Here is a 19,251-nt window from a genome sequence, read left to right on the forward strand (position 1 = left end):
GGCGACCGCAACATGTATTGCCCGAAGGCGCGGCTCTGCCTAGACTCAGGCTCTGGGAGAGCCATTCATGCGGATCGAGGCGGCGAGGATCGAACAGCGGACGCTGGAGCGCACCGCCAGCGTGACCCAGGTGCTGGCCCCCGCCTCTTGGACCGACGCCCGTGTCGAGGCTTGGCTGGACTGGCTGGACGAGGATTCCGACCTCCCGGCCGCCGTCTTCCGCTACGCCGAGGATCTGGTGCAACGCGGCGACGCCGCCGGCCTGTTCGACAGCGCCCGCGCGCGCGGCGGCTTCCGACGCGACCTCGGCGCCGCCATGCTGTCGGGCCAGATCGCCCTCAGCGCGCCCCGGATCGGCCCGCACATGCCGGTGATCCAGTCCGGCGAACCCGAATTTGACGGCCTGCTCGCCACCCTGCGCGCCGAGCATCGTGGGCGCGCTATGGCGCGGGCCGCAATCCGCGAGATGAGCGCGCGCCTGCAGGCGGTGATGGACAGCATCCTGCGCTGTGAAGGCGACCCGGCGGCCTGCGCCGACCTGCGCGCCAACGCCAACCTGGCCCGTAGCGCCGAGGCCGCCCGCGCGGCCGGCGCCACCGACGCCATGATCCTCGAAGCCATCGGCCTGGCCCGGTCGGGCGAGGACGAGTGGGTCGCCACGCTCCCGATCTTCAACGACGTCGACGGGCTGGAACTGATCTGCGTCACTGGGCGCGCGCCCGACGCCGCCCTGGCCGGCGCGGCCTGGGACACCGGCGCGGCCGCCGCCGCCTTCTCACCCGAGGCCGGCCGCGGCGTCGCGGCCGCCTGGGGCGGAGCCCGCGGCGCGATCAATGTCGTGGCCTTTGGCGCGGGGCAGGATTTCGACGCCGCGGCCTTCGACGCCGCCGTCGCGCTCCTGGCCCTGGCCCTCGCCGCTACCGGCGACGAGCGCCCTGCGTCGCTGGGCATCGCCGGGGTCGCCGACTGGCTGGTGGCCCAAGGGCTGTCCTATGAGTCCGAGGCCGGCCGCGACGTGGTCCGCGACCTCTATCGCCGGGCAGCCTCCGCCACGGTCGCCTCAGGCGCTAAGCTGAACGGCGGCCTGGCCGTGTTCGACGATCCCGAGATCGCCCTGCGGCTGGGCGGCGTCAGCCCCGCCGCCGCACCCTGGCTGGGCCCGATCACGGTGGCTGAGACCGAAGACGGCGCCCTGACCCGGGTGTTGTCCGAAGCCGCCCTGCAAGGCCTGACGGCGGTCGGGGCCGACCTGGCCCAGGCCCGCGGCCATGTGCTGGGCCGCCTCGACCTCTCCGAGGCTCCTGGCGTCGACCACGCGGCCTTGAACGCCCGCGGCTTCACCGACCACGAGATCGCCCAGGCCGAGGCCGCCCTGCCCTTCGCCGCGCATCTGCGCGAGGCCTTCGCCGGCATCGACGCAGGCTTCCTCTGCGACGTGCTGGGGGCGTCCGACGCCGATCTCGCAGACCTGGACTTCGACGTGCTGCAACATGCCGGCTTCTCCGCCGCGGAGATCGCTCAGGCCGAGGAGCATGCGCTCGGCGCCGGCGCCCTAGCCGAGGCCGAGTTCCTGACCCCGGCGCAGCGCGCGGTGTTCCAGACCGCCGACGATCTGGGTCCGGCCCCCTATTTCGCCCTGCTGTCGGCGATCGCCCACGCCCTGGCCGTGCCGGCCATGGCCGAGATCGAGCTGGAGTGGGACACCACGCCCACCGACGCCCGCGAGTTGATGGCCCTGGCCGCCCAGGCCGGCGTACCGGCGATCCGGGTTCGCCGCGCCGCCGCGCCAGCCAACCTGGTGCTTGACCTACCCAGGGTCGCCGAGCAGCCGCCCCGCCCGGCCCGTGAATTCTCGCCGGAGCCCGAAGAGCGCTCGACCCAGGAACGGATCGTCGAGCGCATCGTCGAACGCGACCGGACCCGCCGCAAACTGCCCGATCGCCGCAAGGGCTATATCCAGAAGGCGGCCGTCGGCGGCCACAAGGTCTATCTGCACACCGGCGAGTACGACGACGGCGAGCTCGGCGAGATCTTCATCGACATGCACAAGGAAGGCGCCGCCTTCCGCTCGTTGATGAACAACTTCGCGATCGGCATCTCCATCGGCCTGCAATACGGCGTGCCGCTGGAGGAGTTCGTGGACGCCTTCGTCTTCACCCGCTTCGAGCCCGCCGGCCCGGTCACAGGCAACGACTCGGTGCGCTCGGCCACCTCGATCCTCGACTATCTGTTCCGCGAACTCGGCGTGTCCTATCTGGGCCGCGACGACCTCGCCAACGCCGATCCGGGCGAGTTGAACGCCGACGGCCTGGGACAGGGCAAGTTTGACGATATCGACCAACCCCAGCCCGCCTCGCACTTCATCTCCCGCGGCTTCGCCCGTGGAGCGGCGCCCGACAATCTGGTCTTCCTGCCCAGCGCCGCGCGCGCGCCTGGCGCTTCCATCGAGGCCGATGTCTGCGCGGCTTGCGGAGACGTCGCCGTGGTGAAGAAGGGCGCCAGCCTGATCTGCGAGACCTGCGGAACCCGCGCCGGCCAGCATGGCGGAGACATGACCGGTTAAACCGGGCCTTAAAGCTTGAGCGTTAGACAGGGTCGACTCGTCGGAGGGTTCGACATGAAACCGCTCGCCCTGATAGGCGCCGTGGCCCTGCTGGCCGCGGCCTTGCCCGCAACCGCTCAGAACGCTGGACAGATCGGCCAGGCCCGCCGTGGGGCCAGCTGTCCCAAGTGCAATCTCTTCCAAGCCGATATGAGCGGCCTGGAGATGCGCGGCCAGAATTTCGCCGGCGCCCGGCTGCGCCAGTCCGACCTCTCCCTGGCGGTGATGAACCGCGTCAGCTTCGCCGGCGCCGATCTGCGCGACATCGAGGCCTATGGCGCGGTGTTCTCCGGCGCGAACTTCTCCGGCGCGGACATGACCCATGCCAGCTTCGTGGGCACGCATCTCACGGGGGCGAATTTCTCCGGGGCGCGACTGGAGGGGACCAATTTTTCCGGCGCCGAGATGGATGGCGCACGAGGCTTGTCGCAAGCCCAGCTGAACCGCGCATGCGGCGACGGCTCTACCCGTTTGCCGGGTGGTCTGCGCATTCCACAATGCTAGCTAAGCTGCTGACAATTACCGCGAATTAAGTAGCGTCCACAGGTTCCCGGGGGCACATCTGCGGTCATGGACCACTCGACCCGAGCCAAGACACCCCGTCTGAGCCGCCTCGCCTTCACCCTGACCGCACTGATCGGGACGGCCACGGCCGCTGTCCCCAGTCTCGCCAGCGCGAACATGGGCGACAAGGATGTGGCGCGAATGGTGTCGTTCGGCGGCGCCTGCGCCAAGTGCGAACTCTCAGGCCGCAAGCTGACCGGAGCCCAGTTCGTGGGAGCCAATTTCGCCGGGGCAGCCCTGGTGGGTTCCGACCTCCGCGACGCCCGGTTCATGGGTGCGAACTTCGCCGGGGCCGATCTTTCCCGCGCCGATCTGTCCGACGCCCAGATGGTCGGTTCGAACTTCAGCAAAGCGGTTCTGGTCGACGCCACCCTGCGGTCGGTCGAGGCTAGGGGCGTCAACTTCTCCTCCGCCGATCTTTCCGGCGTGGACATGCGCGACGCCGGCGCGACCGGATCGAATTTCTCCCGGGCCCTGATGGCCAACGCCAAGCTCCAGGCCGCTGAATTTCCCGGCGCCAATTTCACCAGGACCGACGCCCGCGGCGCGAACTTCCGTGACGCCGAGATGAGCGGAGCGACCTTCGCCTCCGGCCTCTTCGACCGCGCGTCCTTCCGCGACGCGGACCTGAGCGCCTCCAACCTGGCCGGGGCCACCTTCGTCGGAGCCGACTTCCGAGGGGCCAGCATGACCAGCGCCAATATCGGCGGCGTCGACCTGTCGCGCGCCAAGGGCCTGGACCAGGATCAGCTCAACGACGCCTGCGCCGACGCCGGGACCAGGGTTCCGGTCGGGCTGGTGGCCAAGAGCTGCCGTGGCGGCGCAAAGGTGCGCTACATCTCCGCGCCGCTGCCGCATAGGCCGCCGGCCCTGCCGAAGGCGCCTGCGCCCCCGGCCGGCCCGCGCTATCTGGTCGCGGTCGACTGAGATATCCAGCCGCCCCCGCGGGGGCGGCCAGCGATCGCCCCTAGACCTTGATCGGCGGGGCGAGACGGATGTGCAGTTCCTTGAGCTGCTTTTCCAGCACCTCGGACGGCGCGTTCATCAGCAAGTCCTGGCCCTGCTGGTTCAGCGGGAAGGCGATGACCTCGCGGATGGCCGTCTGACCGGCCAACAGCATGACGATGCGGTCGATGCCGGGGGCCAGACCACCGTGCGGCGGGGCGCCGTGGCGGAAGGCGTTCAGCATGCCGCCGAACTCTTCCTCGACGACCTCGGGGCCGTAGCCGGCGATCTCGAAGGCCTTCAGCATCAGGTCGGGGCGGTGGTTCCGGATCGCGCCGGAGCACAGCTCGTAGCCGTTGCAAACGATGTCGTACTGGTAGGCCAGGATATCCAAGGGATCCTTGGTTTCCAGCGCTTCCAGTTCGCCCTGCGGCATCGAGAACGGGTTGTGCGAGAAGTCGACGTGGTTCGTCTCCTCGTTCATCTCGTACATCGGGAAGTCGACAATCCAGACGAACTCGAAGCGGGTCTCGTCGATCAGGTTCAGGTCCGTGCCGACCTTGGTCCGCGCCGAACCGGCGAACTTGTAGAAGACCTTGGGATCGCCAGCGACGAAGAAGGCCGCGTCGCCGCGACCAAGGCCGAGCTGGCTCATGACCGCGTCGGTGGCCTCTGCCCCCAGGTTCTTGGCGATCGGGCCGCCCCAGGCGCCCTGGTCTTCGCTCCAGAAGATGTAGCCGAGGCCAGGCTGGCCCTCGCCCTGCGCCCAGCTGTTCATGCGGTCACAGAAGGCGCGGCTGCCGCCCTTGGGCGCCGGGATCGCCCAGACGGCGTTCTTGGCGTCTTCCAGAATGCGGGCGAACAGGCCAAAGCCGCCGCCGCGGAAGCGCTCGGACACGTCCTGCATGACCAGCGGGTTGCGCAGGTCGGGCTTGTCGCTGCCGTACTTGGCGATCGATTCCCGGTACGGGATGCGCGGGAACGGGTACGGGGTGACGGTCTTGCCGTCGCCGAATTCAGTGAAGACGCCGTGCATCACCGGCTCGATGGCCGCGAACACGTCTTCTTGGGTGACGAAGCTCATCTCGACGTCGAGCTGGTAGAATTCCAGGCTGCGGTCGGCGCGCAGATCTTCGTCGCGGAAGCAGGGCGCGATCTGGAAGTAGCGGTCGAAGCCAGCGACCATCAGCAGTTGCTTGAACTGCTGGGGCGCCTGCGGCAGCGCATAGAACTTCGAGGGGTGCAGACGCGAGGGCACCAGGAAGTCGCGCGCGCCTTCCGGCGACGAGGCCGTCAGGATCGGCGTCTGATACTCCAGGAAGTCCTGGGCGATCATACGGTTGCGGATCGAATGGATGACCTTCGAGCGCAGCACGATGTTCTTGTGCAGGGTCTCGCGGCGCAGGTCGAGATAGCGGTGCTTCAGCCGCAGCTCTTCCGGATACTCCGGCTCGCCGAAGACCGGCAGCGGCAGCTCGGCGGCTTCCGACAGCACTTCGACGGTCCGCACGCGTACCTCGACCTCGCCGGTCGGCAGGTTGGCGTTCACGGTCTCGGGCGAGCGGGCCACGACGTCGCCGTCGATGCGGATCACGCTCTCAGCGCGTAGGCGCTCGACGGTCGCGAAACCAGGCGTCTCGGGGCTGATCACCAGCTGGGTCAGGCCGTAGTGGTCGCGCAGGTCGATGAAGACCAGGCCGCCGTGATCTCGCTTACGGTGGATCCACCCCGAGAGGCGGACGGTCTTACCCGTGTCGGCGGCGCGAAGAGCGCCCGCGGTATGGCTGCGGTAGGCGTGCATTTTGGAGTCGCAAACGGCTGAAAATGAGGCGCGGAAGACCGCATGCGGGGCCTGAAAAGTCAAGGTAAGCCGGCCCCTTCCCTCCCATAGCTCTACAAATCGCGTCGTGGCCGGGACAAGCCCGGCCACGACGTTCAATTTGCCTACTTCGCCGGGTCGACCAGCGCCTGATAGACCAGGGTCCGCGTCAGGCCGCTCAGATCCTCGCCGCCGGTTCCGCCATAGCGCTGGACCATGCCGACAAAGACCACGTCGTTGGTGGGATCTGCCCAGAACCAGGTGCCGGCCGCGCCGCCCCAGCTCATCGTGCCCTTGCCTTCCAGCGTCCCGGCCTTGCGCGGATCGTTGACCACCATGAAGTCGAGGCCGAAGCCGACCGACTGGTTGAAGCTGTTGCCCACCGATCCGTTTGAGGAAACCAGCGCCGCCTCGGGAATGACGTTGGTCCCCATCAGCTCGACGCTGGCCGGCGACAGGATGCGCACGCCGTCCAGTTCGCCGCCGTTGACGATCATCTGGGCGAAGCGAGCGTAGTCGGTGGTGGTCGAGACCAGGCCGCCGCCCCCCGACTCCAGGCCCGGCGCGGTGACGAAGGTCGCAATTGGCGACCCGAACAGGACCTTCGCCTCCTCGATCTTGCCGGTGTCCTGATTGGCGATATAGACCGCCGCCAGCCGCGAGGCCTTGGCCTGGCCGGTGCTGAAGGCGGTGTCGGTCATCTTCAGCGGCTTGAAGATGCGGCTGTCGAGAAACTGCCCCAGCGTCTGGCCCGAGAGCTTCTCGACGATGTGGCCCTGCAGGTCGACCGCGACCGAATAGCTCCACTGCTCGCCCGGCTGGTAGATCAGCGGAATGCCGGCGACCTTGGTGGTCATCTCCTGGAGGCTGGAAGACCCCAGCACCCGCTGCTCGCGGAACAGCTTGTCGACCGGATGCTTGTCGCCCAGGCCATAGCCGAAGCCGGCCGTGTGGCTCATCAGCTCGCGCATGGTCGGGGGACGTTTGGCGGCTTCCAGGATCGGCTGACCCTTGGCGTCGACGCCCTTCCAGACCTTCAGGTCCTTGAACTCCGGGATGAACTTGGTGACCGGGTCGTCGAGCTTCCACCTGCCCTCTTCGAACAGGATCATCATCGCCACGCCGGTGATCGGCTTGGTCATCGAATAGATGCGGAAGATCTCGTCCTTGGCCATCGGCTGGCCGGTCTCGAGGCTCGTCTTGCCGTAGGTGTTGAAGGCCACGACCTTGCCATGACGCGCCAGCAGGGTGGTCATCCCCGCCACCCGGCCGTCGGCCACCACCTTGGCCATCGCGCTGTCCAGCCGCTTCAAGCGCTGGCTGTCGAAGCCGACCGCCTCTGGACTGGCGGCCGGCGCCAGCGCCGCCGGCCTGGCCTGGGCGTGGGCCGCAGGCGCGGCCGTCAGGCCGATGGACACGGCCGCCAAGCCGCCCGCAAGCAAATGCATCCTGCGCGTCATACGCTTCCCCCGATCATTGTTCGGTGAAGCTTAGCGACGCCTCGGACACCCGCAAGGCGTCATCAACGCTACTTAGGCTTGAATCGCTTGCTGGTCGGGAAGCCCTTGGGCGCCAGCTTGCCGGCGGCGGCGCGTTTGGCCAGCCAGTCGCGCCATTCGCCCCAGACGCGGGTGCGGCCGGCCGAATCGATCCAGGTCGCGCCCTCTTCGGCCTTGAAGACAATCGCGTCGCGCAGCCCGCCCTCGCGATAGCTCTGCAGCTTGACGCCCTTGCCGCGCGGCATTTCCGGCAGCTCGGCCAAGGGGAAGATCAGCACCTTGCCGTTGTCGCCGACCACGCCCAGGTGATCGCCGGCTAGCGGCATGGCGAAGGCCGCGCCCTTGGCCCCGGCGTTGAGCACCTGCTTGCCGGCGCGGCGGAAGCTGATCGCCTCCTCCTCCGGCAGGATGAAGCCGTAGCCTTCCTTGGACGCGATCACCCGCTTGGTCCCCGGCTTGTGCGGGAACATGTCGATGATGTCGGTCTTGTCGTCGAGATCGAGCATCAGCCGCAGCGGCTCGCCGTGACCTCGCGCGCCCGGCAACTTGTCACAGCCGATGGTGAAGAACCGGCCGTCGGAGGCGAAGATCAGCAGCTTGTCGGTGGTTTCGGCCGGAACGATGAGTCCCAGCTTATCGCCCTCTTTGAACTTCAGTTCCGAGGGGTCTTCCACCTTGCCCTTGGCGGCGCGGATCCAGCCGCGCTCGGACAGGATGACGGTGATCGGCTCGCGCACGATCATCGCCTCGATGGCGGCGTCGGCGTCGACCACCGGAGCGGTGTCGAACAGCGAGCGGCGCTTGCCAAGCTTGGTGTCGGGGCCAAGGATCGCGCGCACGTCCTTCAGGCCCACGCCGACCAGTTTCCACTGGGCCGGTTCAGAGGCCAGCATCTTCAGCAGGCCGTCGCGTTCTTCGGCCAGTTCGGCGTGCTCGCGGCGGAGCTCCATCTCCTCCAGCTTGGCCAGTTGGCGCAGCCGGGTGTTGAGGATGGCGTCAGCCTGGATGTCGGAAAGCTCGAAAGCCTCGATCAGCTTGGCCTTGGGATCGTCCTCGTAACGGACGATGCGGATCACCTCGTCCAGATTGAGGAAGGCGATGACCAAGCCGTCCAGGATGTGCAGGCGCGCTTCGATCTTATCCAGACGGAAGCGGGCCCGGCGGACCAGCACTTCGCGACGGTGATCGAGGAACGCCCGCAGCGCCTGGCGCAGCCCCATGACACCCGGCGAACCGCGGGCGTCCAGCACGTTCATGTTGACCGGGAAACGTGTCTCCAGCGCCGAGAGCTTGAACAGGCTCTCCATCAGCACTTCGGGTTCGACGTTGCGGTTCTTGGGCTCGATGACCAGGCGCACGTCCTCGGCGCTCTCGTCACGCACGTCGCCCAGCAGCGGCGCCTTCTTGTTCTCGATCAGGTCGGCGAGCTGCTCGACCAGATCGGCCTTCTTCACCTGATACGGGATCTCGGTGATGACGATCTGATAGGTGCCGCGCCCGGTCTCTTCTTTCGACCACAGCGCCCGGACCCGGATGCCCCCACGCCCTGTGGCGTAGGTTTCCAGCATGCTCTCGCGCGGTTCGACAATGACGCCGCCGGTCGGGAAGTCAGGCCCCTGGACATGCTCCATCAGGCGAGCGGTGTCGGCGTTCGGGTCTTCCAGCAGCACCAGGCAGGCGTCGATCAGTTCGGCGGCGTTGTGCGGCGGGATCGAGGTCGCCATGCCCACGGCGATGCCGCTGGAGCCGTTGGCGAGCAGGTTGGGGAAGCCGGCCGGCAATACCACCGGCTCTTCGTCTTCGCCGTCATAGGTCGGGCGGAAGTCGACCGCGTTCTCGTCGATCCCGTCGAGCAGCAACTGGGCGGCGACCGTGAGCTTGCACTCGGTGTACCGCATGGCCGCGGCGTTATCGCCGTCGATATTGCCGAAGTTCCCCTGGCCGTCGATCAGCGGGTAACGCTGGGCGAAGTCCTGGGCCAGGCGCACCAAGGCCTCATAGACCGCGACGTCGCCATGCGGGTGATACTTACCGATCACATCGCCGACCACGCGGGCGCACTTCTTGGCCGAGCTGTTCGGATCCATACGCAGTTGGCGCATGGCGTACATCAGCCGCCGGTGAACGGGTTTCATCCCATCGCGGACGTCAGGCAGGGCGCGGCCGGTGATGGTGGACAACGCGTAGGCGAGATAGCGCCGAGACAGGGCCTCGGTCAGCGGCTCATCGATAATGCGGTCGCCGTCGCCGCTACCCGGCGGGGTGATGTGCTTGGTCATGTCGAATCAAACTCGGAGTTCAGTCCACTTCTAGCGGGCGCCGCAGCGGAAGTCGCCGCGACGCATGGACTCTCCGAGCGCCCGACGCAACTCCCCGGCGCCGAGCCGCGTCAGCAGGCCGCCGGCGAGCCTCACCCTAACGTCCGACCAGGGCCTCGTCGGGCATCTCGATGTCGATTTCGAGCGTCGAGACCTGGGCCCCGCGGTCGAGTTTGACGATGACCTTGTCCTGATCGATCGGGATGTGCTTGGCGATGACCGCAAGGATTTCCTTGTGGAGAATCGCCGCCAGATCCGACTGCCCCGCTTGCACCCGCTCGTGGGCCAACAGCAGTTGCAGCCGATCACGGGCGACCGGCGCCGAGCGGCTACGCGTGAAAAAATTCAGGAAGCTCATGCCACGGCCGCCTTTCGCCCGAACAGCCGGCGCATGAGGCTCTGTCGCTCAGGCGGCGTGTCCACCACGATATTCTCACCGAGCAACCGGCGCGCCGCGTCGATATAGGCGCGCCCCGCAGCCGAGGTCGGATTGTGCAGCGTCACCGGGGACCCGACGTTCGAGGCGCTGAGGACGTCAGGGCTCTCGCTGACGATGCCGAGCAGCGGGATCGCCAGGATCTCCAGGATGTCGTCCACCTTCATCATCTCGCCCCGCGCCGCCCGCGCGGCGTCGTAGCGGGTCAGCAGCAGGTGCTTCTCCAGCCGGCCGCCGTCCTCGGCGCGCTGCGTCTTGGAATCGAGCATACCGATGATCCGGTCGGAGTCCCGCACCGACGAAACCTCGGGGTTGGTGACCACCACCGCCAGGTCGGCGAACCGCATGGCCAGCAACGCGCCCTTCTCGATCCCGGCGGGGCTGTCGCAAACGATCCAGTCGAAGCGCTCGCGCAGTTCGCCGATCACCCGACCGACGCCCTCCTCGGTCAGGGCGTCTTTGTCGCGGGTCTGGGAGGCCGGCAGCAGATAGAGCGTCTCGACCCGCTTATCGCGGATCAGCGCCTGGGGCAGCTTGGCGTCGCCCTGAACCACATTGACGAGATCGAAGACGACACGTCGCTCGGCCCCCATCACCAGGTCCAGATTGCGCAGCCCGACATCGAAATCGACCACGACGACATTCTGGCCCGCCTGGGCCAGGGCCGCGCCGAGTGATGCGGAAGACGTGGTCTTTCCCACGCCCCCCTTGCCCGACGTGACGACCATTACCTTGGACATGCGAGACACACTTTCTTCACTGGCCTAATTTTGAGAACATTCAGTCGAGCGCCGTCAGGCGCAGCGCGCCGCGATCAGACATCACCTGGACGGGGCGGCCGTGCAGCGCCTCGCCCCAGTGTTCGGCCGTCCGGTACAGGCGGTCGACGCCGACCAGTTCGGCCTCCAGCCTGCGGCAGAAGATCCGCGCCGCCGCGCCGGTTCGAAGCCCGGCGATCGCCCGGCCGCGCAGCGAGCCGTAGATGTGGATCGAGCCCCCGGCGATCACCTCGGCGCCCGAGGAGACCGGACCAATGATCGTGACGTCGCCGTCCTCGAAAAGGACCGACTGGCCAGAGCGCACCGGCCGATCGATCAGCAGCGAGGGCGCGTTGGACGAAGTGACAGGCGCTGGCGAACGCTCCCCGCCCGCCGCCACAGGAGATGTTTCAGCCCAGGCCTCGAGCGTCTGCGCGCGCCCGTGCAGCGTCTTGGGCATGCGTTCCCAACGGGTCCCCGCCAAGAGCGCCGGATCGACGCCCTCGACCCCGATGAGCCTCAGCTCGCGCGCCTCAAGGCCCTCCAGCACGATGAACACCGCTTCCGGCCCGCCGGCCTCAAGGGTCTCGGCCAGGTTGGCGACGATGGGGCGATCGACAAAGAAGCCTGCCGCGCCGCGCATCTGCTGATCAAACGCCGCAAACCACGTCGCCATCGGAAACGCCGGGGTGACGACCAGGGCCATGAAGGTCCGGCCGCGGAGCGTGACGTGGGGCAATTCGAGCCCCTCCGGCATATCCGCAAGACGACTCTGTCGGGGGTCGAGCAAGTCCGCCATGAGCCGTGTGATCTCCGTCCAAATCCGGCCCGACGGAGCATCACCGCTCCCGGCGAGCTTTCGCCGCCGCGAGCCGCATGCACGGCCGGGTTTTTGATTGTCTGGCTGTTCGACTGGCGTTGCAGAACGCCCGGAGCGCAGCGCCGTGGCTGCATTCCGAATCGTGCTGCGAAAGAAGGCCGCGACCCAGCGTGTCGGACCTGTTCTTCCCGCGAACATAGGCCAATTTTGGACCGGTCAAGCTCGTGTTTTGAACGAAATCCCGCCGCTTTTGGGCCATCTTTGGCCCAACGGCGCTCGCTATCACGGATCGAAAATCACAAGCGCTGCGTGTCGGTCAGGCGCTCGACCATCCAGACCCGGGCTGGCGGCAACGGCCGGTTCAGCGGGCCGAACACGAACAGTTCAAGAAAGTGCGCGGTCAGATCCAGGCCAGCCAGCACATCGCCCGGCGACAGCCGGCTCTGGGACGACAGCATGAAGGGCGGCAACGGCAGCAGGCGGTCCTTGTAGGGCTCGCCCGCCGTGCGACAGACGGCCCGGCCGGTGCGGGGACTGACATAGATCAGATCGTCCCGCGAGCCGGTCGCCGCGCACTTGGAGAGATCAAGGCCAAAGCCGAGATCCTGCAACAGACCCGCTTCAAATCGCACGAACACCGCCGGCCAGACATCAGGCAAAGCCAGGGCCGCGGTCAGCGCCTCGAAGGCCAGGAAGGCGCCTGGATGGGGCTCGCGCTCCGGCAGGGCGGCGGCGACCACGGCGGCGGCGGCCGACAACCCGGCCAGCGCCATGGGATCATCGAACAGCGCGGCAGGCCCCTCGCCCACCGGCTCCAACGCCGCCGAGCCAAGCTGGTCCGAGACCCTGGCCCGGTACTGGACGATGGTGCGCGCGCCGGCCTGCAGGAACGGCTTCATGCGTCGAGACGCGCCGCCCGCGACGTGAGCCGCCCATTTGCCGTGGTGGGCGGTCAGCAGTTCAACGATCGCCCCGGTTTCCCCGTGAACGCGGGCCGACAGCACATAGGCGTCGTCCTCGAATTCCATCAGCTCCCCGCAGCGACCGCGCGCTCGAACAGCGGCGCCCAATCGGGCTCGACGGCCAGGCCGAAGGTCTCGGCGAGCACCTCGCCGATCTCCGGCGCGCTGAGGATACGCCGCTCCACCTTCCCATCCAGGGCGCGGATGGTCAGCCGGTTATGCAACAGGCTGTAACGGGCCTCCCGCGTCGTGCGCGCCGCCATCAGGTTTTGCCGGAAATGCGAGGTTGGATGGGTGGAGGTGAACCAGTTGGGCAGGTCGTAGTCCACGTCGAGCTGCACCTCGCGCGACAGCTGATAGACCGGCGTCCAGACCTCGCCCAGCAAGACCTGCAGCGCGATGTCCTCACCCTCCGGCACCAGACGGAAGGTCTCGTGCGGGGTCGGCTGGGGATCGATGATCCCGAACTTCAACGGCGCGGTCAGGACCAGGCCGCCAAAGCCGACATCGGCGTACCAAGGCTCCTCGTCGATGGTCACCCACAGGCCCATATGGGTGCGGGCGCGTGGCGGCGTCCCCGGCGGCAGGGTCCACTGCACGCGGGCGATCAGGCCCTCGACCTCGAAGCCGAGCGCCGTGAGCGCGCGCTTAAAGAGGAGGTTCTGCTCGTAGCAGTAGCCGCCTCGACCAGCTCCAATCAGCTTGGCGTCGACCACCGCCGGATCGAGGTCGACGCCCCGATCCAACAGGACGTCGATAGCCTCGAACGGGATGGCGGCCGGATGCAGGGCGTGCAGCGCCCGCAGCGTGTCCAGGGTCGGCGTGCGCGGCCCGTCGTAACCGATGCGGGCCAGGTAGGCGTCAAGGTCGATCATGCCGCCTACCTATGGCCTCAGACGTCGAAGTCCAGGCCCACGTCGCCGTAGAACTCGCGCTTGTCGGCCCAGCGCTCGTCGACCTTCACGTGCAGGAACAGGTGCACTGTGCGGTCGAGCAGCTCAGTCAGCTCTTCACGCGACTTCTGGCCGATCCATTTCAGGGTCTGGCCGTTCTTGCCCAGGATGATCGGGCGCTGGCTCTCGCGTTCCACATAGATCGTTTGCTCGATCCGCAGCGAACCGTCCTTGCGCTCTTCGAAGGCCGTGGTTTCGACGGCCGCGGCGTAGGGCAGTTCCTCGTGCACGCGCAGGAACAGCTTCTCGCGGGTGATCTCGGCGGCCAACAGGCGGGCCGGAAGGTCGGCCGTCTGCTCTGCCGGATAGAGCCAGGGGCTCTCGGGCATCAGGGCCGCGAGCCGGGCCTTCAGGTCGTCCACGCCCTGGCCGTCGGCGGCCGAGATCATGAACACCTCGGAATAGACGCCGGTCTCGAACAGGCGCTGGGCCAGGGCCAACAGCGTATCGCGGCGCATGCCGTCGATCTTGTTGAGCGCCAGGATCGCCTTCTTGCCGGACCGCTGGAGCCCTTCAACGATGGTGACGACGTCGATGGCCGAACGCTTGTCGGCGGACTTGGCGCCCGGCTCGCCGGCGGCCAGTTCGGCCACCGAGTCGACCAGGTGGACGATGTTGTCGGCCTCGTCAGCGCCGCCCCAGGCCGAGCGGACCATGGCGCGGTCCAGCCGGCGACGGGGCGAAAAGATGCCGGGGGTGTCGACCAGGATGATCTGGGCCTCACCGGCCATGGCCACGCCACGGACGGGGAAACGGGTGGTCTGGACCTTCTGGGTCACGATGGAGACCTTGGCCCCCACCAGACGGTTGGTCAGGGTCGACTTCCCCGCATTGGGGGCTCCGATGATCGCGGCGAAGCCGGCGCGGGTGGTCATAGAGGTCCTTCTCGTTTCAATAACATCGTTAGGGCCGCAGCCTTTTCGGCGTCCTGTCTGGACGGTCCTTGGGCAAGCTCCGGCTCGTAGTCGCCGACGGTCACCGAGACGGTGAACGACGGCGCATGGTCGGGTCCTTCGCGGCCGACGACCTTGTAGGCTGGCAAAGCCATACCACGTCCCTGCGCCCATTCCTGCAGCTGCGTCTTCGGGTCCTTGATCCGCGGCTCGTCCAGCATGGCGAACTCTTCGGTCCAGAACTCCAGGAAGAAGGCGCGGGCGGCCTCCAGCCCGTCGTCGACATAGAGCGCGCCGATCATCGCCTCGCAGGCGTCTCCGAGCACGGTGTCCTTGTCGCGGGCCCCGATCTTGGTGGCGCTGGCCGCCATGCGCAGGGCGTTGGGCAGGCCGATCCGCCGGGCGACGCGAGCGCAGGAATGGTAGTTCACCAACCCGGCCATCAACCGGCTCATCTCGCCTTCCCGTGCGTCGGGATTGAGCGCCATCAGCCGTTCGGCGGCGAGCAGGTTCAGCACCCGGTCGCCCAGGAACTCGAGCCGCTCATAGTGGCGGACCTTCAAGGCGCCGTCGCCCACGCTGGCGTGGGTCAGGGCCCGTTCCAGAAGCTCGCGGTCATGAAAGGTGTGGCCGATCCGGCCCTCAAGCTCGGCGACCGCGACTTCGCGCTTGTTCATTGAAGGACGTTGAAGAACCGGCTCGGACGCGCGTTCAGCACCCAAGTCCAGGGCTTGAACAGCGAGGCGCCGGGGTTCCAGGACAGCAGGATGATCTGCGCCTTGCCGACCAGGTTCTCGGCCGGCACGAAGCCGACGCCGATCTCGGCGGGCACGCGGCTGTCGAGGGAGTTGTCGCGGTTATCGCCCATGAAGAAGTAGTGGCCCTCGGGCACGACGAAGGTCGGGGTCTTATCGACCTCGCCGTCGGGACCGAAGTCATAGGTCAGGAACTGCTTCCCGTTCGGGAAGGTCTCTTTGTATTGCTCGACGGTGCGGGTGAAGCCGTAGCCCGAATCGATCATCACCGGCGGCAGGGCCTGGCGCGGGACTTCCTTCTCGTTGATCCACAGCCGGCCTTCGCGCATCTGCACGCGGTCGCCCGGCAGGCCGACGAGGCGCTTGATGTAGTCGGTGCGACCGTCACGCGGCAGCTTGAAGACGATGATGTCGCCCCGGTTCGGCACACGTTCCATGATCCGGCCGTCGAAGATCGGCGGGCTGAACGGGATCGAGTGACGCGAGTAGCCGTACGAATACTTGGAGACGATGATGTAGTCGCCTTCCAGCAGCGTCGGCTCCATCGAGGCCGACGGAATGGTGAAGGGCTGGAAGAACAGAACGCGCAGGAACAGCGCGATAAGCAGGGCGTAGGCGACCGTTTTCACGATCTCGACAAACTCGTTCACCGCACCGGACTTATCCGGGGATTCCGAGGTCTCTGCGCTGTCGGTCATCATGGATCCTGCGATTTGTCCCGAAGTAGCGGACAGTCTGCCTAGCTAGACGCTGCATACGTCCGGAGCAAGCACGCCACCCGTGAACTCTGTGTCATGGCCTGTAAAGGCGCTTATGCCGCAATGCGAGCAAGATCGAGGCCATGCGACGCTCGGTGCGATTGCGGCTCCGCTTGCAGGGTCTATGTACTGATCTGATGAACCGATCCGCCCTTCCCTGGCTGCACGTCCTGCTCGCCCTCGCGGTCGTGGCCGTGTGGGGCACCAACTTCGTCGTCATCCGAATCGGGCTGGATCATCTCCCGCCCCTGACCTTCGCGACGCTGCGCTTCACCTTCGCCTTACTGCCGGCGGTCTTCTTCCTGAAGAAGCCTGACGTCCCGTGGCGCAACCTGGCGGCCTACGGCGCCCTGATCGGCGCCGGGCAGTTCGGCCTGCTCTACATCGCCATGAGCGGCTTCATCTCGCCGGGCCTGGCCTCGCTGGTCGTGCAGACCCAGGTGTTCTTCACCATCGGCCTGGCCATGTGGCTGGCCAAGGAGCAGATCCGCAGCTTCCAGATGATCGCCCTGGCGCTGGCCGCTGTCGGCCTGGTGGTCATTGTGGCCCATACCGACGCCTCGGTGACGCCGCTGGGACTGGTGCTGGTGCTGTTCGCCGCGGCCAGTTGGGCCGGCGGCAACGCCTTCTCCAAGGCCGCCGGCAAGGTCAACATGCTGGCCTATGTCGTCTGGGCGAGCCTGTTCTCGGTCCCGCCGCTGCTGATCCTGGCCCTGGTCTTCGAGGGTCCGCAGGCGATGATCCAAGGCGTGCGCGCCGCCGACGCCGCCACCTGGTCGGCGGTGATCTGGCAATCGGTCGGCAACACCCTGTTCGGCTACGCCGCCTGGGGCTGGCTGCTTTCGCGCCACCCGGCGGCGGTGATCACCCCGATGGCCATGCTGGTACCGGTGTTCGGCATGGGCGCCTCGGCCATCTGGCTGGGCGAGAGCCTGCCCCCGTGGAAGCTGCTGGCGGCGGGCCTGGTCATGAGCGGGCTGGCGATCAACATCTTCTGGCCGGCCCTGGAACGGCGGTTCGCCCAGGCTTAGCTATAAGGCCGTTTCCTGGAGGACCGCCCATGCCGAGCCGCGCAGCCGTAGACGCCTTCACCGCCCAGGTGCTGAGCGGCGACCATGTCGGCGCCATCCGCGACTGGTACGCCCAAGACGCCTCGATGCAGGAAAACCAGGGCGAGCCCCGCGTCGGCCGCGACCTGCTGATGGCGGGCGAGGCCAAGACCCTGGCGCGGGTGAAGAGCGTGGAGACCGAGCTCCTGGCCCCGCCGATCATCGACGGCGACACCGTGGCGATCCGCTGGCGCTTCACCTTCGTGCCGCACGAGGGCGAGCCGCGATCCATGGAAGAGGTCACCTGGCAGACCTGGAGCGGCGACAAGGTCGATTGCGAGACCTTCTTCTACGACCCTAAGCAGATGGCCTCGTAGTCGTCGCCTACTCCGGCAGCGCCTCGATGATCACGAAGGCCTGGGCGTAGGGGTGATCGTCGGTGAGCGACAGGTGGATCACCGCCTTGTGGCCGGGCGGGGTCATCGCCTCCAGCCGCTTCAGCGCCCCGCCGGTCAGCGCCATGGTCGGCTGGCCCGAGCGCATATTGACCACGCCCATGTCGCGCCAGAAGACCCCGGCCCGCATGCCGGTGCCCAGGGCCTTGGCGCAGGCTTCCTTGGCCGCGAACCGCTTGGCGTAACTGGACGCCTTGTCCGGCTTGCGTTCCGAACGCGTGCGCTCGATCTCGGTGAAGATGCGGTGGGTGAAGCGCTCGCCAAAGCGCCCCAGGGTGTCGGCGACCCGGCGAATGTCCGACAGGTCCGAGCCGATCCCGATGATCACGCCGCTCTCCCGATCCGGGCTTCGTCCATCAGGGTGCGCATGCGCTGAATGGCCGGGGTCAACCCGACGAAGATCGCCTCGCCGATCAGGAAGTGACCGATGTTGAGCTCGGCGAGTTCCGGGATCGCGGCGACCGCCTTGACCGTCTCATAGTCGATGCCGTGACCGGCATGGACCTCAAGGCCTAGGCGCGCGGCCTCGGCCGCGGTGGCCTTCAGGGCGCCCAGCAGACGTTCGACCTCCGGCGAGCGTTCACGAACCGCGTCGCAATAGGCGCCGGTGTGCAATTCGACGACCTGCGCGCCCATGGCCTGGGAGGCCGCGGCCTGGGCGGGATCGGCGTCGATGAAGCAGGAGACCCGCACACCGGCGTCGACCAGCTTGCGAACCACTGGAGCAATGTGATTGTGGCCGCCGGCCACGTCGAGGCCGCCCTCGGTCGTGCGCTCTTCGCGCCGCTCGGGCACCAGGCAGGCCGCGTGCGGCAGATGCGCCAGCGCGATGGCCTCCATCTCCCGGGTGACCGCCATCTCGAAGTTCAACGGCCGGCCGCGCTTGCGGGTGATGACCGCCAGGGCCTCGATGTCGGCGTCGGAGATATGCCGGCGATCTTCGCGCAGGTGCGCGGTGATTCCATCGGCGCCCGCCGCGATGGCCAGTTCGGCTGCGCGCACCGGATCGGGATAACTTCCGCCACGCGCGTTCCGAATGGTCGCCACGTGGTCGATGTTCACGCCCAGGCGCAGCCGGCTCATCCGTGCAGTCTCCGGCTGCCGGGATCCTCGATCGGGATCGCGGCGAGTTCTGGCGGCAATTGATCGGCCGGATAGGCCGGCACGTCGAGGCGGGCCAGGGCCACGAACGGCGCGCCCGGATCAGCCCGGCCGCCGGAACGGTCGACGATGCAGGCCGCGACCACAACATTGCCGCCCGCCGCCTTGATCGCCTCGACGCATTCACGCGACGACAGCCCTGTGGAGACGATGTCCTCGACCATGGCGATCCGCGCGCCCGGCGGGATCGAGAAGGCCCGGCGCAGCTTGAACGAGCCGCCCTCGCGCTCGACATACATCGACGGCACGCCCAGATGCCGCGCGGTTTCGTAGCCTGGGATGATGCCGCCGACGGCCGGGGAGATGCACAGATCGACCTCGCCCACCGTCTCGACGATCTTGGCCGCCAGCGCCTTGCAGAGCCGCTCGGTGCGCTCCGGATACTGGAAGACCAGGTTCTTCTGCAGGAAGGTGCCGGAGTGCAGCCCGCTGGACAGCACGAAGTGTCCTTCGCGCAAAGCGCCCGAGGCGCGGAATTCTTCGAGGACGTCTTCGGTGTTCATA

General features: G+C 67.5%; 19 protein-coding genes. 5 read left to right on the plus strand and 14 right to left on the minus strand.

Annotation, left to right across the window (positions count from 1 at the left end):
- The first annotated feature begins 67 nt into the window (after positions 1–67).
- The 3 genes from ASE02_RS12600 (at position 68) to ASE02_RS12610 (ending at position 4,093) form a co-directional block, all read left to right on the plus strand.
- Positions 68–2,563, plus strand: coding sequence for a hypothetical protein (locus ASE02_RS12600; RefSeq protein WP_056734648.1), 2,496 nt, complete (start codon positions 68–70; stop codon positions 2,561–2,563).
- Positions 2,564–2,617: 54 nt separating this feature from the next.
- A complete protein-coding gene (locus ASE02_RS12605; protein WP_056734650.1) occupies positions 2,618–3,106 on the plus strand; it encodes a pentapeptide repeat-containing protein in 489 nt (162 codons plus the stop codon).
- 66 nt (positions 3,107–3,172) lie between these two features.
- Positions 3,173–4,093, plus strand: coding sequence for a pentapeptide repeat-containing protein (locus ASE02_RS12610; RefSeq protein WP_056734654.1), 921 nt, complete (start codon positions 3,173–3,175; stop codon positions 4,091–4,093).
- Positions 4,094–4,133: 40 nt separating this feature from the next.
- On the opposite strand, the gene aspS is transcribed toward ASE02_RS12610, so the two are convergent.
- The 11 genes from aspS to lepB form a co-directional block, all read right to left on the minus strand.
- Positions 4,134–5,912: an aspartate--tRNA ligase gene (gene aspS / locus ASE02_RS12615; RefSeq protein ID WP_056734657.1), complete on the minus strand. Its 1,779-nt coding sequence runs from the start codon at positions 5,910–5,912 to the stop codon at positions 4,134–4,136.
- 143 nt (positions 5,913–6,055) lie between these two features.
- Entirely contained in the window at positions 6,056–7,378 is a 1,323-nt protein-coding gene (locus ASE02_RS12620) for a serine hydrolase (protein ID WP_235536686.1), read from the minus strand.
- Positions 7,379–7,458: 80 nt separating this feature from the next.
- Complete coding sequence (gene parC, locus ASE02_RS12625) at positions 7,459–9,708, minus strand: DNA topoisomerase IV subunit A (RefSeq protein WP_056734661.1); 2,250 nt, start codon at positions 9,706–9,708, stop codon at positions 7,459–7,461.
- A 136-nt stretch (positions 9,709–9,844) separates the two neighbouring features.
- On the minus strand, positions 9,845–10,105 hold the full coding sequence (gene minE / locus ASE02_RS12630) for a cell division topological specificity factor MinE (protein ID WP_056734663.1): 261 nt from the start codon (positions 10,103–10,105) through the stop codon (positions 9,845–9,847).
- Positions 10,102–10,923, minus strand: coding sequence for a septum site-determining protein MinD (gene minD, locus ASE02_RS12635; RefSeq protein WP_056734665.1), 822 nt, complete (start codon positions 10,921–10,923; stop codon positions 10,102–10,104). Before minD ends, minE begins: the two co-directional genes overlap by 4 nt.
- A gap of 40 nt (positions 10,924–10,963) precedes the next feature.
- Positions 10,964–11,680: a septum site-determining protein MinC gene (gene minC / locus ASE02_RS12640; protein WP_235536687.1), complete on the minus strand. Its 717-nt coding sequence runs from the start codon at positions 11,678–11,680 to the stop codon at positions 10,964–10,966.
- A gap of 377 nt (positions 11,681–12,057) precedes the next feature.
- Entirely contained in the window at positions 12,058–12,789 is a 732-nt protein-coding gene (gene recO, locus ASE02_RS12645) for a DNA repair protein RecO (protein WP_056734669.1), read from the minus strand.
- Positions 12,789–13,598 carry an arylamine N-acetyltransferase gene (locus tag ASE02_RS12650; RefSeq protein ID WP_056734672.1) on the minus strand — a complete coding sequence of 270 codons (810 nt, stop codon included), beginning with the start codon at positions 13,596–13,598 and terminating at the stop codon, positions 12,789–12,791. The genes recO and ASE02_RS12650 overlap by 1 nt, the downstream gene beginning before the upstream one ends.
- A gap of 17 nt (positions 13,599–13,615) precedes the next feature.
- Positions 13,616–14,551 carry a GTPase Era gene (gene era / locus ASE02_RS12655; protein WP_056734675.1) on the minus strand — a complete coding sequence of 312 codons (936 nt, stop codon included), beginning with the start codon at positions 14,549–14,551 and terminating at the stop codon, positions 13,616–13,618.
- Positions 14,548–15,246, minus strand: a complete 699-nt coding sequence (gene rnc, locus ASE02_RS12660; RefSeq protein ID WP_056734678.1) for a ribonuclease III — start codon at positions 15,244–15,246, stop codon at positions 14,548–14,550. Before rnc ends, era begins: the two co-directional genes overlap by 4 nt.
- A complete protein-coding gene (gene lepB / locus ASE02_RS12665; protein ID WP_056734951.1) occupies positions 15,243–16,022 on the minus strand; it encodes a signal peptidase I in 780 nt (259 codons plus the stop codon). The genes rnc and lepB overlap by 4 nt, the downstream gene beginning before the upstream one ends.
- Positions 16,023–16,219: 197 nt before the next feature.
- On the opposite strand from lepB, the gene ASE02_RS12670 reads away from it, so the two are divergent.
- Together ASE02_RS12670 and ASE02_RS12675 are read left to right on the plus strand one after the other, a co-directional pair.
- Complete coding sequence (locus ASE02_RS12670; RefSeq protein WP_056734680.1) at positions 16,220–17,113, plus strand: EamA family transporter; 894 nt, start codon at positions 16,220–16,222, stop codon at positions 17,111–17,113.
- Between the two features lie 29 nt (positions 17,114–17,142).
- Positions 17,143–17,508, plus strand: a complete 366-nt coding sequence (locus tag ASE02_RS12675; RefSeq protein WP_056734681.1) for a nuclear transport factor 2 family protein — start codon at positions 17,143–17,145, stop codon at positions 17,506–17,508.
- Between the two features lie 7 nt (positions 17,509–17,515).
- Here the strand turns inward: ASE02_RS12675 and acpS are convergent, their stop codons facing one another.
- From acpS to pyrE, 3 genes are read right to left on the minus strand one after another with little or no spacing between them, the layout of a single operon-like run.
- On the minus strand, positions 17,516–17,914 hold the full coding sequence (gene acpS / locus ASE02_RS12680; protein ID WP_056734684.1) for a holo-ACP synthase: 399 nt from the start codon (positions 17,912–17,914) through the stop codon (positions 17,516–17,518).
- Positions 17,911–18,669, minus strand: a complete 759-nt coding sequence (locus ASE02_RS12685) for a pyridoxine 5'-phosphate synthase (RefSeq protein WP_056734686.1) — start codon at positions 18,667–18,669, stop codon at positions 17,911–17,913. Before ASE02_RS12685 ends, acpS begins: the two co-directional genes overlap by 4 nt.
- Positions 18,666–19,250: an orotate phosphoribosyltransferase gene (pyrE, locus tag ASE02_RS12690; RefSeq protein WP_056734688.1), complete on the minus strand. Its 585-nt coding sequence runs from the start codon at positions 19,248–19,250 to the stop codon at positions 18,666–18,668. Before pyrE ends, ASE02_RS12685 begins: the two co-directional genes overlap by 4 nt.
- Position 19,251 lies beyond the last annotated feature (1 nt).

This window comes from Phenylobacterium sp. Root700 (assembly GCF_001429025.1).
GTDB lineage: Bacteria > Pseudomonadota > Alphaproteobacteria > Caulobacterales > Caulobacteraceae > Phenylobacterium.